Annotated in this window: 15 protein-coding genes and 1 pseudogene; 6 read left to right on the top strand and 10 right to left on the bottom strand. The window is 72.4% G+C overall.

All coding sequences use genetic code 11. The features are described from left to right. Window positions 1–371: 371 nt before the first annotated feature. Entirely contained in the window at window positions 372–578 is a 207-nt protein-coding gene (locus BOQ63_RS04515) for a hypothetical protein (RefSeq protein WP_141763714.1), read from the bottom strand. A gap of 191 nt (window positions 579–769) precedes the next feature. After that, the gene (locus tag BOQ63_RS04510; protein ID WP_033351277.1) at window positions 770–1,252 is read right to left on the bottom strand and encodes an HIT family protein; all 483 of its coding nucleotides are present in this window, start codon (window positions 1,250–1,252) and stop codon (window positions 770–772) included. 226 nt (window positions 1,253–1,478) lie between these two features. On the opposite strand from BOQ63_RS04510, the pseudogene BOQ63_RS04505 reads away from it, so the two are divergent. Continuing rightward, window positions 1,479–1,994 (top strand): annotated as a pseudogene (locus BOQ63_RS04505) (PadR family transcriptional regulator). A 458-nt stretch (window positions 1,995–2,452) separates the two neighbouring features. After that, window positions 2,453–4,120: an eCIS core domain-containing protein gene (locus BOQ63_RS04500; protein WP_107488459.1), complete on the top strand. Its 1,668-nt coding sequence runs from the start codon at window positions 2,453–2,455 to the stop codon at window positions 4,118–4,120. A gap of 470 nt (window positions 4,121–4,590) precedes the next feature. Here the strand turns inward: BOQ63_RS04500 and BOQ63_RS04495 are convergent, their stop codons facing one another. After that, on the bottom strand, window positions 4,591–5,091 hold the full coding sequence (locus BOQ63_RS04495) for a rhodanese-like domain-containing protein (RefSeq protein WP_046386390.1): 501 nt from the start codon (window positions 5,089–5,091) through the stop codon (window positions 4,591–4,593). Between the two features lie 178 nt (window positions 5,092–5,269). Between BOQ63_RS04495 and BOQ63_RS04490 the strand changes: the two genes are divergently transcribed. Further along, complete coding sequence (locus BOQ63_RS04490; RefSeq protein WP_072653443.1) at window positions 5,270–6,349, top strand: hypothetical protein; 1,080 nt, start codon at window positions 5,270–5,272, stop codon at window positions 6,347–6,349. Between the two features lie 168 nt (window positions 6,350–6,517). Here the strand turns inward: BOQ63_RS04490 and BOQ63_RS04485 are convergent, their stop codons facing one another. The 3 genes from BOQ63_RS04485 to BOQ63_RS04475 all read right to left on the bottom strand — a co-directional run bounded on the left by BOQ63_RS04485 (window position 6,518) and on the right by BOQ63_RS04475 (window position 8,421). Next, window positions 6,518–7,153, bottom strand: coding sequence for a dihydrofolate reductase family protein (locus BOQ63_RS04485; RefSeq protein ID WP_030556127.1), 636 nt, complete (start codon window positions 7,151–7,153; stop codon window positions 6,518–6,520). A 72-nt stretch (window positions 7,154–7,225) separates the two neighbouring features. After that, entirely contained in the window at window positions 7,226–8,134 is a 909-nt protein-coding gene (locus BOQ63_RS04480) for an alpha/beta fold hydrolase (protein WP_107488418.1), read from the bottom strand. Then, window positions 8,131–8,421 (bottom strand): DUF4287 domain-containing protein, encoded by a 291-nt coding sequence (locus tag BOQ63_RS04475; protein WP_030556123.1) that lies wholly within the window; start codon window positions 8,419–8,421, stop codon window positions 8,131–8,133. Before BOQ63_RS04475 ends, BOQ63_RS04480 begins: the two co-directional genes overlap by 4 nt. 536 nt (window positions 8,422–8,957) lie before the next feature. Between BOQ63_RS04475 and BOQ63_RS04470 the strand changes: the two genes are divergently transcribed. Together BOQ63_RS04470 and BOQ63_RS04465 are read left to right on the top strand one after the other, a co-directional pair. After that, entirely contained in the window at window positions 8,958–9,374 is a 417-nt protein-coding gene (locus BOQ63_RS04470; protein ID WP_072653442.1) for a nuclear transport factor 2 family protein, read from the top strand. A gap of 396 nt (window positions 9,375–9,770) precedes the next feature. Beyond that, a complete protein-coding gene (locus tag BOQ63_RS04465) occupies window positions 9,771–10,466 on the top strand; it encodes a hypothetical protein (protein WP_143174619.1) in 696 nt (231 codons plus the stop codon). 71 nt (window positions 10,467–10,537) lie between these two features. Here the strand turns inward: BOQ63_RS04465 and BOQ63_RS04460 are convergent, their stop codons facing one another. Together BOQ63_RS04460 and BOQ63_RS04455 are read right to left on the bottom strand one after the other, a co-directional pair. Further along, window positions 10,538–10,795, bottom strand: a complete 258-nt coding sequence (locus BOQ63_RS04460) for a hypothetical protein (RefSeq protein ID WP_072653439.1) — start codon at window positions 10,793–10,795, stop codon at window positions 10,538–10,540. A 543-nt stretch (window positions 10,796–11,338) separates the two neighbouring features. After that, the gene (locus BOQ63_RS04455) at window positions 11,339–11,833 is read right to left on the bottom strand and encodes a hypothetical protein (protein WP_072653438.1); all 495 of its coding nucleotides are present in this window, start codon (window positions 11,831–11,833) and stop codon (window positions 11,339–11,341) included. Between BOQ63_RS04455 and BOQ63_RS04450 the strand changes: the two genes are divergently transcribed. Continuing rightward, the gene (locus BOQ63_RS04450) at window positions 11,832–11,993 is read left to right on the top strand and encodes a hypothetical protein (protein ID WP_157846621.1); all 162 of its coding nucleotides are present in this window, start codon (window positions 11,832–11,834) and stop codon (window positions 11,991–11,993) included. The genes BOQ63_RS04455 and BOQ63_RS04450 overlap by 2 nt on opposite strands. Before the next feature lie 244 nt (window positions 11,994–12,237). On the opposite strand, the gene BOQ63_RS04445 is transcribed toward BOQ63_RS04450, so the two are convergent. After that, window positions 12,238–13,530 (bottom strand): MFS transporter, encoded by a 1,293-nt coding sequence (locus BOQ63_RS04445; protein ID WP_072653437.1) that lies wholly within the window; start codon window positions 13,528–13,530, stop codon window positions 12,238–12,240. 723 nt (window positions 13,531–14,253) lie between these two features. Further along, the gene (locus BOQ63_RS04440; RefSeq protein ID WP_072653436.1) at window positions 14,254–14,631 is read right to left on the bottom strand and encodes a bleomycin resistance protein; all 378 of its coding nucleotides are present in this window, start codon (window positions 14,629–14,631) and stop codon (window positions 14,254–14,256) included. Between the last annotated feature and the right edge of the window lie 125 nt (window positions 14,632–14,756).

Raw genomic sequence — 14,756 nt, 5'->3', positions numbered from 1 at the left:
ATGACCAGAGGTGGCCAGCCACGCCAAAGACGTACGAGGAGTACAAGGCCGAGCAGCGCAAGCGGCTTGCAGCGGGCAACCCCCTGGACGAGTACGACCCCGAGACCAGCGCCCGAGTCGGCAGGCACCCGGCGAACGGCTGGCCGCCGTGCACGTGCGCCAACTGCACCGCGAAGGCAGCGTGATGGAGTTGTTTCCGGAGACCCGGCCGGCAACGAGTTCTGCGTCCACTGAGGCGCATTGCCACCGTGCTGGTCGCAGCCTCCCGTGACGCCCACGGGGCCGGCCCGCTGCGCCCCGCCGCATCGGGCGGCGGGCGCGGCAGCGGGCGGCGGGCGGTGGGCGGCGGCGACGGGACGCGGCGGCTCGGCTCAGTCCCGGGTCTTGCAGGCGGGCTCGTGCCAGGTGGTGCGCACCACCGTGCCGCCCGGGGTGAGGTGCTCGCTGGACCAGGTGCGGCAGCATCCGCTGCCGCGCGGCCGGGCCGGTACCGACGGCCGCGCGGCACGGGCCGGAGCGGCGGCGGTGAAGGCGTCCGGGCGGTGGCCGCGGCGGTGGCGCCGGGTGGGAGTCGTCATGCCGAAGGCTCTGCCCAGCCCACCCCGGCGCCGAACCCGGCCGCCACCCGTTCGGAGCAATGACGCGGGTTCACACCTGCCGCCGGCCCGGAGTTGGACGTTTTCCGCCTCCGTGCCCTGAGCTCAGCAGCCCGGTGGCGTTGCTGCGGGGCCGCCCCGCTCGCGCGCCGTAACCGGACAGCCGAAGGCGGTCAACCCGTCGGAGCCGACAGCACATCGAGCTCGCGGCCGATCGCCTCGCGCAGGAGGCCGTGCTCCGGTCCGAGCGCGCTCGCCGGATCGCACCAGTTCTCCGCGGGATACAGCCACACCGGGCGACGGACGAGGTCCGGGGGCTCCCACTCGAACCGCGGCCACACGTGCGCATGGAGGAAGCCGTCGGTGTTGCCGAGGATCTCCAGGTTCACCCGCCGGAACTCCGGGTCCAGACGCCGGCAGACCCGTTCCACGGCCTCGCCCAGCCGGTCCATGTCGGCCAGGAAGGCCGTCCGCCTGCCCCGTGAAAGATCCGACAGACGCTCCACACCGGGCTCGTCCGTCAACAGGACCGAGTACCCGGGCAGGAACTGCACATCGCCGATCACCGCGAATCCGGCGTCAAGTCGCCGCAGCACGGTGGGGTTCGTCCCCTTCAGGGCACTGCCGATCCTGTCGTCCCGCCAATCGTCCGCCATGACAGCGCACCCTACCGACCCGCTCCGTACGGGCCCGGGCAGGCCTGCTTCCCTCACCGGCGGGCCCGGGCCCCGGTCGCGGAAGGTGACACCCGGCCTCGGGTTCAGCGGGCGCGGCTCCCGGCTGGGCGTCGAACCGGCCTGACCGCCGCGGCCGCTGACGCCACCGCAGCACGCGTCGGACCGGCATATGGCGGCTCCGGCCTGTACTCCGACCATGTCGAGCATGCTGGATCTTGCCATCCCCGGGTTCTGTACGAGGAGCCGCTGCACGGCTACGAACTGCGGGTCCGGATCGCCCGGTTGTCAGGCGGCCGGACTGCTGACCCGCGAGGCGCAGCCCGGCGCGGTGGCCGCACCCCGGCACGTGCTCAGCCCCACCGAGGCCGGCCGGGCCGAACTGCTGCGGAACCTGCGGGAGCCCGCCGAGCCGTTCATCACCGACGAGAACCGGCTGGTTCGTACTCCTCGCCTTCCTGCGCCACCTGCCCGACCCCGCCGCCCAGGCGACCGTGCTGCGCCGCCGCCTCGCCTTCCTCGGCGAACCCAGCAGCTACTTCTACGACGGCGACACCCGCTGAGGGTCGCCGACGTCGACGACCCCTTCCGCAAGGGTGTACTGCTGATCGCCCGGGCCACCTCGCGCACCGAACCGGAGTGGCTCCCGTCCCCGCTCGACGACCTGACGGCCGCCGCCGCGGCCGACCACGGACCGCAGGCCGCGCAGGCGGTCCACGACTGACGCCGAAGGGCGCCCGGCCGTGGACCGGTCGGTGGGGTCAGCCGCAGGCACAGGCGCAGCCGGCGTCGACCGCGGCCGGCTCGGTGGACTGCTGGCCCCGCCACGGCCGCAAGTTCGTGCACGGGATCCGGCACGAGGTCGCGCGCCCTGCACTGCTCTCCCGGCGCCGCCGCCACCCTTCGGGCTCCCGGTCTGTCCGGAAGGGCACCGAACTCTGCCCTCGGGCTGCATGTGCGGCTCTGGCCGGTGCACCGTGCACGCCGGGACCCTGGTGGGTGGAGATCGGCGGATTGAGGACGGATCCGGGAGCGGGCGTGTTCCACAGCGGCAAGCAGACGGACGTTGTCAACGACAAGGCGAGCGGACCGGGTCGGCCGCGCCGCACCGGGCCGGCGCCGCAGCCCCTGGAGCCCTTGCAGCTCCTGCAAGGCACTGTCGGGAACGCCGCGGTGGTGCAGATGCTCCGGCGGGCCGGGCACCTCCCGGCCGGAAGCCGGCTCCAGCTCCTCGTCGACGACGGTCGTCAGGGCAGGCAGCCACCGGTGCAGCGTTCCACCGTGCACGACGTCCTGCGCTCCCCCGGCCGCCCGCTGGACAGGGCGACCCGTGACGACATGGAGTCCCGGTTCGGCGCCGACTTCTCCGACGTCCGCATCCACGACGACCACCACGCCAGGATCTCCGCCGCCGAGGTCGGCGCCCGCGCGTACACCTCGGGAAGCCATGTGGTGATCGGCGAAGGAGGGGGCGATCGCCACACCCTCGCGCACGAACTGACCCATGTCATCCAGCAGCGGCAGGGCCCGGTGGCGGGAACGGACAACGGCACGGGCCTGCGGGTCTCCGACCCGTCGGACCGCTTCGAGCGGGAGGCCGAGGCGAACGCGACCCGCCTGATGTCCACGGGCGCGCGGCATGCGACGGACACGACCGCCACGGCGGACACGGCGCGGCCCGGTCATGCGGTGCGGAAGGAAGCGCAGCTGTCCTCCGCGGCGACTGTTCAGGGCGCCTGGGAGATGCGGGACGGCAAGTACGAGTTCGTCGAGGACGACGACTCCGTGTTCCAGGTTTCGCTGCACGAAGCGACGGGCGACACGAAGAAGCTGAGGCCGGAGCTCGCCAAGAAGTGGCTCGAGGCGGGCGGCCTGGGTGAGAACGACAAACGGTCGCCGTACTACAAGAGCACCGCGTACCGCTCTCTCGACACCTTCCTGAAGTCAGGTCCGGAACGCGAGTACGAGCCGAACGACCAGGCGCCGTTCATGAACGAACTGGCGGCCTTCAGCGCGGGCAAGGACGCCGAGAAGCAGGATGAACTCCTGACGTCGGTAGTGGAGTTGGGCGACTGGATCGAGAAGACGTACCCACCCGGCAAGTTCGTCTACGTTGGGCTGGGCCGCAGCCCGGCCGCCGTCATGGCGCACCTCCAGAGCAGGAACCCCGGCATCACCTACTCGATTCCGTTGTCGAGCTTCCGCCCCGGACCGGAGGACCCGGGTTCGATCCTCGGGAAGGTGCTCACCACCGAGTCGCGGGAGAAGAACTGGTTCGGCCGTGAGTCCACGGTGAAGCGGCCGAGCGCCCCGCCGTCCGAACAGCAGCAGGCCATGCTGGACGCCCACTTCGCCGAGTTCCTGCCGAAGGACCTGCCGGGCAAGGTCCTCCTCGTCGACTACACGCAGTCGGCGCAGTCGCTGGTCTCGGCTCAGCACTACCTGCAGCGCTACCTCGGCAAGAAGACACCCGTGTACGGCCTCGCCCTGCACGAGGACCGGCACGAGGCGCAGGTACGGGCCGTGTACGAGGCCGTCACCGTCGACGAGGAGGTGCCGATGCCGTACAGCCCCACCGATCTCGACGTCATCGAAGACCTCGCCGACGAACGCGCGACCTGGGGAGAGCGGTTCGCCTCCAGGAACGTCGGGGACAACACCCCGCTCGCGGAAGCGTTCCGGCGGGAGCTGTTCGACGAGTACTCCCAGTACGGCTCCTACAAGCTCCTGGAACAGGAACTCGAGTCGTTCGAGGCGGGACGGCCCCGCACGAGCGACGAACGGGAGGCCTACCAGGTCCTCAAGGAGGAGATCGAGAAGCTGGACACGTCACGCGGCCCACGTTCCTGACGCCTGACGCGGAGTTCGCGCTGATCGGGCTGCTGCTCGACGTCTCGTTGGACCTGCACGTCACCGTCGCCGAGGCCGGACAACTGCTCAGCGCGTACGCCCTGGCGGTGGCCGTCGTGCTCCTGTCGTTGGTCGGCGCGGTCGTGGCCCTGCGGAAGCGTCAGGCCGGTGCCGATGCGGGTGCCGGTGGCGGTGCGGGTGCCGAGGCCGGTGCCGGTGCCGGTGCCGAGGCCGGTGCCGGTGCCGGTGCCGACGCCAGTGGTAGCCGATCAGCTCGCCGCCGTGGTCGACCACGAGGCACCAGGCCCGCGGGTGGGCCGAGAACAGCACGGGCTCCAGGCGGGCGGCGAGGTCGGCGGGCACGGGTTCGGCGCGCTCGAAGGCGGCGTGAGCGGCGCACAGGCGGGCGACGGCCGGCAGGTCGGCCGCGGTGGCCGGGCGGATCACGCCGCCCGGCCGTGCGGTGCCGGTCAGCATGCGCAGGTGATGCCCGAGCGCGGGGCGGTCAGGTCGTCGACGGGGCGCTGGTCGGTCCCGGCGGCGGTCTCGTAGGCGAAGCCCTCGCGCGCCCAGTACTCGAAGCCGCCGAGCATCTCCTTGACCCGGTAGCCGAGGCGGGCGAAGGCCAGCGCCCCGCGGGTCGCGCCGTTGCAGCCGGGGCCCCAGCAGTAGGTGACCACGGTCAGGGACGGGTCGACCAGCTGCGGCGCCAGTTCGGCGATCCGCGCGGTGGGGATGTGGAGGGCGCCGGGGATGCGGCCCTGCTCCCAGGCGGCCTCGCCGCGGGTGTCGACCACCACGATGCCGGGCGCGCCGGACTCCAGGTCGGCGTGGACGTCGGATACGTCCGCCTCGAAGGCGAGACGGGCGGCGTAGTGGGCGGCGGCCTCGGCCGGGGCGGCGGCGGGCACGTTCAGGACGGCGCTGGCGCTCTCGGTGGGCGCGGCGGCGGGAGCGGCGGTCGCAGACATGGGGGTCCTTCGGGTTTCGGGGGCCGTACCGGGCTCCCCCGGTCGGCGATGGCTCCATCCTCTGGTCCCCGGGCCCGCCCGACGAGTGGCGTCAACGCCTTGGGTCGCCAAGATCCCGCCAATCGGCGACCGCCAACCGGCGCCCGGCGCCCGGCAACCGCTGCGGGAAGATTCCGGTGTGACGATCACACCCACACTGGTGGCCACGTACCCGATCCCGGACCGGGACGCCGACACCCGGACCCTTCTCAACCCCTCCGGCCCCGTACCCCGTCTGCACGTGCGCAGCGCCGAGTCCCTGCACATCTACGAGCTGCGCGAACAGGCCGAACTGACGGCACGGTTCCCGGCCCCGACGCCCGACCGGTGGACGAGGGAGTGGGTGACCCCCGACCAGTCGCTCGCCGTCTTCGGCACCGCGACCGAGTACGTCGCCGTCGCCCGGAACGGCAGGACGGTGTGGAAGCAGCCGTACGGCACGTGGGAGGTGGGGCGCTGGGGCTACGTCGACTTCGCTGACCCCGCCCACCTCGCGATGACCGGCACCGGCCAGGAGCCCCGGACCTGGCTGCGGCTGCCCTCCGGACTGCCCGACAGCACCCTGATCCTCACCCTCGACGCCGAGGGGGCGGAGCTGGCGCGGAGCATGCTCCAGTGCGGCGGCTACGGGCAGTTCGTCGGCCTGCTCCGGGACGGGAACGGCGAGATCCGCGGCGTGTCCGTGTCCGACGGGCGGGCGCCGGCCACCCACTACGAGGCGCGGTGCGAGAACGGTGGCATCGTCCTGGGCAGGCGGCTGCCGCAGGACGGCGACGGTCGGCCCCCGAGCGGACGCGACCACCTGGGCACGGACTCACAGCGCACCCGCTGCATGACCCTCGACCCCAGGGGACGGGACGTCAGCTGGCACGACCTCCCCAGCTACCAGGTCACCGCCTCGCTCACCCTCAGCGACTTCCCGGCCCCCGGCACCGGCGACTGCTCGGTGCACAACGACCCGTACATCTCCTCCCCGAGCGGCTTCGTGGACGACGACACGGCGCTGGTGGCGCTCTACAACCCGTACGACGAGGCCGCGGTGTACCTGTTCGGCGAGGAGCGCTGGCGCCAGCACAGCCACTGGCTCGCCGACCCCGCCACCGGCACCCTGCACGGCCGCGTCGAGTACCCGGTGCCCGAGGTCGACAACGTGACACCGCTCGGCGACGGCACCTGGATCACCCAGGAGTGGGACGCCTACCACCGCTGGCGGCGCTGACACCAGGGCCTCGCCCAACGCGGACCCGGTGACGGGATCCAGCAGGTGGCCGAGCACCGCCGGTGCGCGGCGCGCAGGCTCCCCCCTCCGCCCGCCGGTGGCCGGTGGCCGGTGGCCGACGGCCACCGGCAGCGACGGCGGGGCGGGAGCGTACGGGACGGGTCGGGCTCAGGCGTCGTCGCCGAGGCCGCGGTCGGGGGCGGACATGTCTCCGGTGCGGGGCGTGCCCTCGGCGAGGCCGTAGCGGAGGTGGACGGTGCCGGTGGGGCTGGCGGCCGGGGGGTGGAGGAGGGTGAGGTTCGTGGGGACGGCGCCGGTGTCGAAGACCTTCTTGCCGACGCCGAGCACGATCGGGTGCAGCCAGAGATCGAGACGGTCGAAGAGCTTCTCGCGCAGGAGGGTCTGCACCAGGTTGAGACTCCCGACGACCTTCACGTTGCGGTGCCGGTCCCGGACCTCGCGCACCGCCGCGGCCAGGTCCGGGCCGAGCTGGGTGGACCCGGCCCAGGAAAGGTCCGCCCGGCCGCGGGAAGCCACGTACTTCGGGACGCTGTTGAAGAGTTCGGCGATCTCGCCCTCCTTCTGGTGCGGCCAGTAGGAGGCGAAGAGGTCGTACGTCCGCCGGCCGAGCAGGAGGGCGTCGGTGCCCTCGTACGCGGCGGCGATCTGCGCCCCGGTGACCTCGTGCAGCAGGGGCGCCTGCCAGCCGCCGAACGGGAACCCCTCAGGGTCCTCGTCGGGGCCGCCGGGCGCCTGCCCGACGAGGTCGAGGGTCGCGAACAGCTCGATGTGGATCAGGCCCATGCCCTTGCTCCCGTTCAGTCGGTTGTTCCGGTCGGAATACCCGGTCGCCACCGCGTCGTGACGACCCTTCACCTATCCGGCGGCGCGGGCCGCTGCGGCAAACGCCGGGGCGGACTCCGCGGCCGGGTCGACCCCGTCGAGGAACTCCGAGAGCAGGCGGTGCAGGACCTCGGGCTGCTCCAGGTGGACGTCGTGCCCCGTTCCCGGGACGCTCGCGGCCAGCGTGCCCGGGCGCCGCGCGAGCATCTCGTCCACTTCCCGCACGGGGATGAAGCTGGACTGGCCCAGCACGAGCAGGGCCGGACAGGCCACCTGCCCCCACTCCTGCCAGAACGAGCGCCGGGCGTTCTCGGCCAGCGAGGCGACCATCACGTCCCGGTCGAAGCGCGGCCACCACTGCGCGTCGCGCTCCTCCAGCCCGGCGGCCCAGCCCTCGCCGACCCGGCCGCCGCCGAGGAACGCGACCGCCGCCCCCCGCGAGGGGAAGGGCAGCGGCCAGGAGTCGAGCCAGCGCCCGGCCTCGGCGGCGATAGTCGGGTTCGGCCCGCCGGGCCCGGCCTCGACGAGTGCGAGGGCGCGGACGTGCTCGGGGTGGGCCGCCGCCGTGAGCATGGCGGTGTGCCCGCCCAGCGACTGGCCGGCCAGCACCACCGGCCCGAGGTCGAGCTGCTCCAGTACGGCGACGACGTCGGCGACGTGGGCCGCACGGGAGAGGTCCTCCGGTGTGCGGTCGCTGGCGCCGTGGCCGCGCTGGTCGAGGGCGATCACCCGGTACCGGTCGCTCAGGGCCCGGGCCGACGCGTCCCATTCGCCCGCGTGGCCGGCCAGTCCGTGCAGCAGGACCACGGACGGGCCCGGGCCTCCCCAGTCGCGGCAGGAGAGCCGGACCCCGTCGCGCACCACCGTGCGCTCCGTCCATGCGGCGGTCCTGGTGGCGGTCCCGGTGGCGGTCCTGGTGGCGGCTTGCGTGTGGGGGGTCATGCGGGCCGGGTCGCCTTTCCGTCCAGCCAGAGCGTGTCGGAGGCGTCGCGGTGCGAGCCCGTCGTGCCGACGTGCTTGGCGTCGATCTTCGCGCCGTGCTTGAAGACGTGGACGAGGGCCATGCCGTGCCCCCGGCCCAGGCCGTAGTCCTCCTTGAGCCACGTGAGGATCACGCCCGCCTTCGTGGACGGGTCGTCGAAGCCGCGCTCCGCGGCGAGCGCGACGAACTGGCGCGGGGTCAGGCCGGTCTTGGTCTCGATGGTGTCCAGGTACGCCTGAAAGGACATGTGCGCTCTCCCTCTCGTGTCGGTGTTCTGGAAGGTAGACCGGGCCCGGGAGGGAAACTCATCGCTCGCCGGTGAAAAATCTTTCGGGCGGGCGCTTGCGGGACGTCGACGGGCGCTCGCGGGACGTCGACGGGCGCTCGCGGGACGTCGTCGGGCGGTTCGGCGGTGTCAGATGCGTGTGGAGAACCGGCCCTTGGCGTGCAGAGACCAAGTCCTTCGACATCGACCTCGACCGGGGCAGTCCCGTGATCACCGTCAAGGGCGGCCAGCGTGTTCCCGTACAAGGTCAGCGAGTCCGACCCCGAGGCCTACCCGCTGGGCAACAGCGAGTGGATCAAGCGGAAGGGCGGCGGAGCAGCCGTGCCTCGGCTGACCGTGGCAGGGCGCGGGTTGGGGAAGTCGGTGGCAGGCCGACCGCCGGTGAGGGACGATCACGACGTGCACGGCCCTGCTCCTGCGCGGAGTGCCCGTGCTGACGTCGGATCCCCCTGACTACTCGGCTCGGCGCCATCCACGTCGGGCCGGAGAGGACGCGCGTGTCACTCGCTCTTGAAGATCGCCTGGCCGTCATCGAACTGGTCTCGTTGCACGGTCACCTCGTTGACGACGGAAGCCTGGACCGCTTGGACGAGTTGTTCACCGCCGATGTGGTCTACGACCTCACCGACTTCGGCCAGGAGTCGCTGTCAGGGGTGGCCGCCGTCCGGGAAGCGGCCTGGGCGCTGGGCGGGGCCAACCCCGTCGCGCATCACGTCACCAACGTCGTCGTCACCGCAGGGGCGGACGGCCGGGTGCAGGTCCGTTCCAAGGGGCTGGGCATCAAGGCGGACGGCTCCTGCGGTTCCGTCACCTACGACGACACCGTCGTGCGCACCGCTGACGGCTGGCGGATCAGCTGCCGCAGGGTCTCGGCACGCCGAACTCCCTTGGGCGGGATGACGAATCCCGGCTGACCGGGCGACGACAACGGCCTCCCGGCAGCGGGTCGCAGCAGAAGAGCGGCCCGCGCAGCACCGAACCGACCGCAACGCACCGCGCAGCTGTGCCGCGCGGGGCGTGGAAGGCGGTGGAGCGCCTCCAGCACGGCCGTGCGGTCGCCGGGGGCGATCACCAACCGATGACACGGCGGCCGGTCGGGCACCAGGCCGTGCGCGATGCCCACCGCGCACAGCGCCTCGGACACCTCCGCGAGGTTGCCGTCACGCCGCTGCCCCGGGAGGAGCACGCGCTGAGGCTGCGGCGCGCGCCGCTCACGCCCACGGGCACGCCGGCACCGGTCGTCGGCAGCACGGGCGTCCGAGACCTCCAGCCCCTCGGTGAGCAGCGCCGGAGGCTCTAGGCTCGCCCACATGGGTCTCGACGGACAGGGAAGTGACAGCATGGTCCAGGTGCCGGTGCCGCCGTTGGGCAGCTACGAGTCCGGCCGGCTCTTCCACCGGCTGCTGCAGCTCTTCCTTCGGGACCTGAAGGAGGCCGGACAGCCGGTCGGCCGGCACCAGTACCTGCTCGGTGCCGTGGTGCAGCTGCACGAGCCCGCCCGGGCGGAGGACGGTGACGCCGGGCCGCAGCAGCCGCGCTGTGCGTGCTGTCGCACGCCCTACCCGTGCCGCACGGTGCTCGGCGTGGCGGTGAGCGCCCGGCTGCCGATCCCCTGGGCCTCCCCCGCCGCCGTGGCCCCCGCGCTGCTCGACGTGGGACTGGACCCCAGGCCCGGCGGCGAGGTCACCGCGGACCACGTGCACTGGGTGCGGGGCTGGGACGCGCGGCGGGTGGCGCAAGGGAGTTGGGAGATCGGCATCGTGGTCGACCGGGGCGAGGTCGAGACCCTGTCCGTGCCGGACGATGCGGCGATGGCCCGCTACCTGGCCGCGGCGGCGGTGGCCCTGGGCAGCCCGTACCCGTACGGCTGGGCCGAGGACGCGGCCGAGGCGGCCGCGGTGCGGACGGCCGCCCACGAGCAGGTGGACGACTGGCGGGAGCAGGTCCGGCTGCCCTACCTCGACATGCACCGCGAGTACGGGGCGGCCGGGGAAGCCGCGAGCTGACGGTCGTGCCCGTGACCGACCCCTCCGGACGCCGGCGGCCGAGGGGGAGAACCGACGGGAGAACCGACGGTCTACCGTCGGTGGTGGTCCCCGAAGGCCGCCAGGGCCGCGCGGGCTGCGGGGTAGACGTCCGCCGGGAAGCACCGCTCGGACGACAGCACCGCTTCGAGCAGCGGTGCCGCGGCGGCGGCCGGTGCACCGATACGGGCGACGTACCGGACCGCCGCGCGGCAGGGCTCGTCGGCCCGGGCCGCCCTCAGCGGCTCCAGTGCCGCCAGCAGTACCGGGACGGCGGTCTCCCGCGTCGCCGGTGATGCTCCACCAGGCATGGGCGGCCTGGACCCGGGTCCACGGGCCGGGCGACTCCAGCAACGGCCGGAGTGCGCCGGCACACCCCGCCGCCCGGGGCCCCAGCTCCGCCAGGCGGCCGAGGTCGGCGGCGGCCAGGCCCCGGGATGACGCGTCCTCCAGGAAGGCCAGGAAGACACCCGGTCCGCTGGTGATCCGCCAGTGGGCCCACGCCGCGTTCTGGGCGCCGTGCCACCGCCGTACGCCGCCCGGCCCCAGGGCCCCGCCTCCGAGGCGCGGAGGCCGCGCAAGGCCGCGGGCGAAGCCGTCGAGAATGTCGGCCGCGGGCGAGGCCGCCGCGCCGACGGCGCCGAGCACGTCACAGGCCCACCGGGCGTTGCCGGTGGCGAGTGCGGACACCAGCTCCGGAACCGCCGGGCTCGCGGCGGGGCCCCACTCGGCCAGCGCTCTGAGGACCGGACGCAGTTGCTCGGCGTCGGCCGAGTCCACGAGCATGCGGCGGATCCCGGGGAGCAACTCGTCGGCACGTCCCACCAGCGGCAGGAGTACCTCTCCGAGGGAGGTCACCTGGAAGAACGGGAGCCTGCTGCTCGACGCCAGCCACCGGTGCACCGGGCCCAGGGCCCCCGGATGGCCGAAACGGGCGAGGGCCAGCGCCGCCGGCCCGGCGACCCGGTCGTACGAGTCACCGGCGGCCACGACCAGGCCGGAACGGCCGGCGTGACGTCCTGCATGACGTCCTGCGTGGAGTCCGCCCGCACGAGCCACACCAGAAGCATCGCCGCGTCGCCCCTGGCGTGAGGATGACGGGACTCCAGGCACCGCACCAGGCCGGCCACCAACTCCGGCCGGGGTGTGCGCCATCGCCGCAGGATCTCCGAGGCGATGGCGACCGCGCCCTCGACCAGCTCGGAGCGCTCGGAGTCGAACCCGCTCAGCGCGACCCCACGGTCCACCTGCTCGTACGCGTCCAGCCGCAGACCGTCCGGATCCACACCCGCGTGCGCGAGCAAGTTGCGTGCCGCAAAGCCGTGCACCGCCCCGATCGCCAGCGTCATGGCCCGCAGACTACAGCTCTGCCACCACTGCCACCCCCAGGCCGAACCCGCCGCAGCCCCCTTCCGGGTCCGCTACCACGAGCAGCCTCCGGCCGCCGTGCTCGGTCTGGAGCTGCGCTACCCGGCCATGAGCGGTGACGGCGGACAACGGCGGCGCTAGGCGGCGGTAGGCGGCGGTAGGAAGCGCACGGTCGGGTCAGTCACACCGAAGCGCCCCGAGTAGGCGCCTGGCGATGTCGTCGTCCTGCGGGAGAAGAACGCGCGCTTTCCACCTCTCCTCGGAGCCGGTTCAGCCAGTCGAGGAGCTCATCGAAGTTCCCGGCCGGATCCGCAGGTTCGCCTCCTACGGGCAGAGCGTCTCGTGGCCGACTCGGCCGATGTGGATCACGGAGTCCCGATTCCTGTCACTCGGCAGCCTGCACCGGAAACACCCGCAGCGTTCGGACGTCCGGGGTCAATATCAGTGGCAGGCAGGAGAGGAGCCCGATTGCGGCGATCATCCACAGCGTGGGACGTGTGCCGAGGACGGAGCCGAGGTAGCCGCCGGCCAGCGCGCCGATCGGGAGGGTGCCCCAGATGGCGAAGCGGACGGAGGCGTTCATCCGGGCCTGCATGCCGGTGGGTGTGATGGCCTGACGCAGGCTCACCTGGCCGATGTTGTAGACGGTGATGCCGCACGCCATGATGCCGGTGGTGGCGATCAGGGTGGGTACGGCGCGGGCCGGGGCCGCCGTCGCCAGGATGATCACGGCGATTCCCGACATGGACTTGGCCGCGATCAGGACCGGGCCGAGTCCGACGGTCCTGATGAGGCGGCTGCTGAGCGTGGCGCCGAGCAACGCGCCGCAGTTGCCGACGGTCAGAGCCAGCCCGAGTTCTCCCGGGGAGAGCTTCAGATCCCGCAGGGCGTACGCGGTCAGTACGGCCCCCAGCGCGCCGCCCAGCCCCACGAGGTTGCTGATGCCCGTCGCCAGAGCCAGGGACCGCAGGGTGCGGTGGCGGAAGACGAACCGCAGTCCCTCGGCGATCTGGGTGCGCATCCTGGTCTTCGTTCGGGGCTGCGGTGCCTGCGCCCCGGGCGTTCGGATGAGGTTGAGCAGCAGCGCGGACGCCAGGTAGCTCACGGAGTCGACCACGAGGATCAGGGGCGCGGTGACCAGTTGCAGCAGGAGGCCGCCGAGGCTGGGGCCCGCCAGTTCCGCCGTCGAACGGGAGAACTCCAGCCTGCTGTTACCGTCCGGGGTCTGCTCCCGGGCGACGACGCTCGGCAGGAACGCCTGGTCCGCGATGTCGAAGAAGACCGTGAACAGCCCGATGACGAACCCGACCGCGCAGAGCAGGGGTACGTTCAGCAGCCCGGAGAGGTGGCCGATGGGCAGTACGGCGATGGCCACGGCCCGGCCGATGTCGGCCGTGACCATCACGCGCCTGCGGTCCCAGCGGTCGAGCAGTGCGCCCGCCTGCAGGCCGACCAAGAGGAACGGTAAGGTCTCCATCGCCGAGATGAGGCCGAGTTGGCCGGTCGATGCGGAGAGGTTCGTCAGGGCGAGCACGGGGATGACGAAGAACGTGATCTGGGTGCCGAACTGACTGACCGTGTGCGCAGACCACATGGCCTGGAAGTTGCGCTGCCGCCACACACTGATCGGCCGGGCAACGCTTGCTGCCGGTTCGAGACCGGAGTCGACGTTCGTCATTTCCGTGCTTTCCCTCGCCTCTGGGTCGGTGGGTCGCGGCGGACCTCACGGTCGGGCGGCAGGGCGAAGTCACTCCGGGACTCCTGACCCGCGCGTCGCTGATTCCGGTGAGCCGGCCATCGCCACGAGCCCGATCTACTGCAGGTTTACTGACGTCATTTGTGTTCAGAGCTCGAAGCACGGCATGCGCGAAATGCGCCGAGTCCTTTGATCCGGGAGAACGGGCGGCCTATCGCCCTCGTACGAGGGGCCGGCTCTCAGCCCAGTTCCGGACCTGGCGTTTCGATGGGCCCCATGTCAGCCTCCCCTTCCGGACATCGCTCCAGCGACCGGCACTCGCCACAGCTCGGGCAATCGAACATCGGCATCGGGTAGCCGCGTCCGCAACCGCAACCGCTCGACCTGTGCCGTTGGCAGCATCGCTGGTTCGCGCGCGAGTGGTCAAGAAGAGCCGGACCGTTGCCTGGCCGGGAGCCGGGTGGTTCTGCCGGACCAGGCGCCTGGAGACGGCGAGGAGTTCCGCTTCTCCCCCACGTCAGATCTACCCGACTCCGGGGGCTGGAATTTTCCGCGGAAAATCGGGGCCACGAAGCAGTCCCGCGACGACCGCCCCATCGTCCCGTGTTGCGCTGGTCGGCCTGCTCGCGAAGTCACCGGCCTCAGCAGGGGGAGGCCGCCACCGCGGACTCCGTCTCCAAGCGCTGCCTGACCATTCGACACTCCCTAGGAACTCTGCGGGCTGCCGATCCGGAGGAGGTTGCCGCTGCGGTCGACCAGGGCGAACTCCCGCATCCGGTAGTCGGTGTCGACCACCGGTGTCAGGCGGCTGCCGGTGCCCGGGTCGGTGGGGATGCCGATTCGGGCCCAGTCGCGGTGCAGTGCGTCCGCGTCCCGGACCTGGAGGTAGCAGCTGCCGGCGGTGGCCAGTGGGTCCACCCCGGGGTCGTGACGGAAGTGAAGTTCCACGGTGCCACGGACGACGATCAGGTAGCCGGCCGGGCCGTCCCAGCGGCCGCGGGGCTCGAAGCCGAGGCGGCCGTAGAACTCCTGTGTCTCGTCCAGGTCCCGGCTCGGAAGGATCGGGACTGCGTACTCATCCATGGCTCCGCCTCAAGGAAGTGTCGTGGGGGTCGTGTCGGATCCGGCCGCCACCTTCTGGTGTCCGGGCGGCGGTTCCGGTGCACGAACCCGGTCGGAAAATTTTCTGCGGAAAATCGGTGGGACCC

The sequence above is a fragment of the Streptomyces viridifaciens genome (assembly GCF_001888885.2).
Taxonomy (GTDB): Bacteria; Actinomycetota; Actinomycetes; order Streptomycetales; family Streptomycetaceae; genus Kitasatospora; species Kitasatospora aureofaciens.
Note: the sequence above shows the minus strand (reverse complement) of the source record. Positions and strands in the feature narration are given on the sequence as shown.

Bases quoted from the DNA above. Each gene is read 5' to 3' on its own strand.
- BOQ63_RS04450 (WP_157846621.1), top strand. From the start codon at position 11,832: ATGGCCCGCAGACTACAGCTCTGCCACCACTGCCACCCCCAGGCCGAA.
- BOQ63_RS04515 (WP_141763714.1), bottom strand. From the start codon at position 578: ATGACGACTCCCACCCGGCGCCACCGCCGCGGCCACCGCCCGGACGCC.
- BOQ63_RS04460 (WP_072653439.1), bottom strand. From the start codon at position 10,795: ATGCCTGGTGGAGCATCACCGGCGACGCGGGAGACCGCCGTCCCGGTA.
- BOQ63_RS04455 (WP_072653438.1), bottom strand. From the start codon at position 11,833: ATGACGCTGGCGATCGGGGCGGTGCACGGCTTTGCGGCACGCAACTTG.
- BOQ63_RS04495 (WP_046386390.1), bottom strand. From the start codon at position 5,091: ATGTCTGCGACCGCCGCTCCCGCCGCCGCGCCCACCGAGAGCGCCAGC.
- BOQ63_RS04510 (WP_033351277.1), bottom strand. From the start codon at position 1,252: ATGGCGGACGATTGGCGGGACGACAGGATCGGCAGTGCCCTGAAGGGG.
- BOQ63_RS04475 (WP_030556123.1), bottom strand. From the start codon at position 8,421: ATGTCCTTTCAGGCGTACCTGGACACCATCGAGACCAAGACCGGCCTG.
- BOQ63_RS04480 (WP_107488418.1), bottom strand. From the start codon at position 8,134: ATGACCCCCCACACGCAAGCCGCCACCAGGACCGCCACCGGGACCGCC.
- BOQ63_RS04485 (WP_030556127.1), bottom strand. From the start codon at position 7,153: ATGGGCCTGATCCACATCGAGCTGTTCGCGACCCTCGACCTCGTCGGG.
- BOQ63_RS04445 (WP_072653437.1), bottom strand. From the start codon at position 13,530: ATGACGAACGTCGACTCCGGTCTCGAACCGGCAGCAAGCGTTGCCCGG.
- BOQ63_RS04440 (WP_072653436.1), bottom strand. From the start codon at position 14,631: ATGGATGAGTACGCAGTCCCGATCCTTCCGAGCCGGGACCTGGACGAG.
- BOQ63_RS04500 (WP_107488459.1), top strand. From the start codon at position 2,453: ATGCTCCGGCGGGCCGGGCACCTCCCGGCCGGAAGCCGGCTCCAGCTC.
- BOQ63_RS04465 (WP_143174619.1), top strand. From the start codon at position 9,771: ATGGGTCTCGACGGACAGGGAAGTGACAGCATGGTCCAGGTGCCGGTG.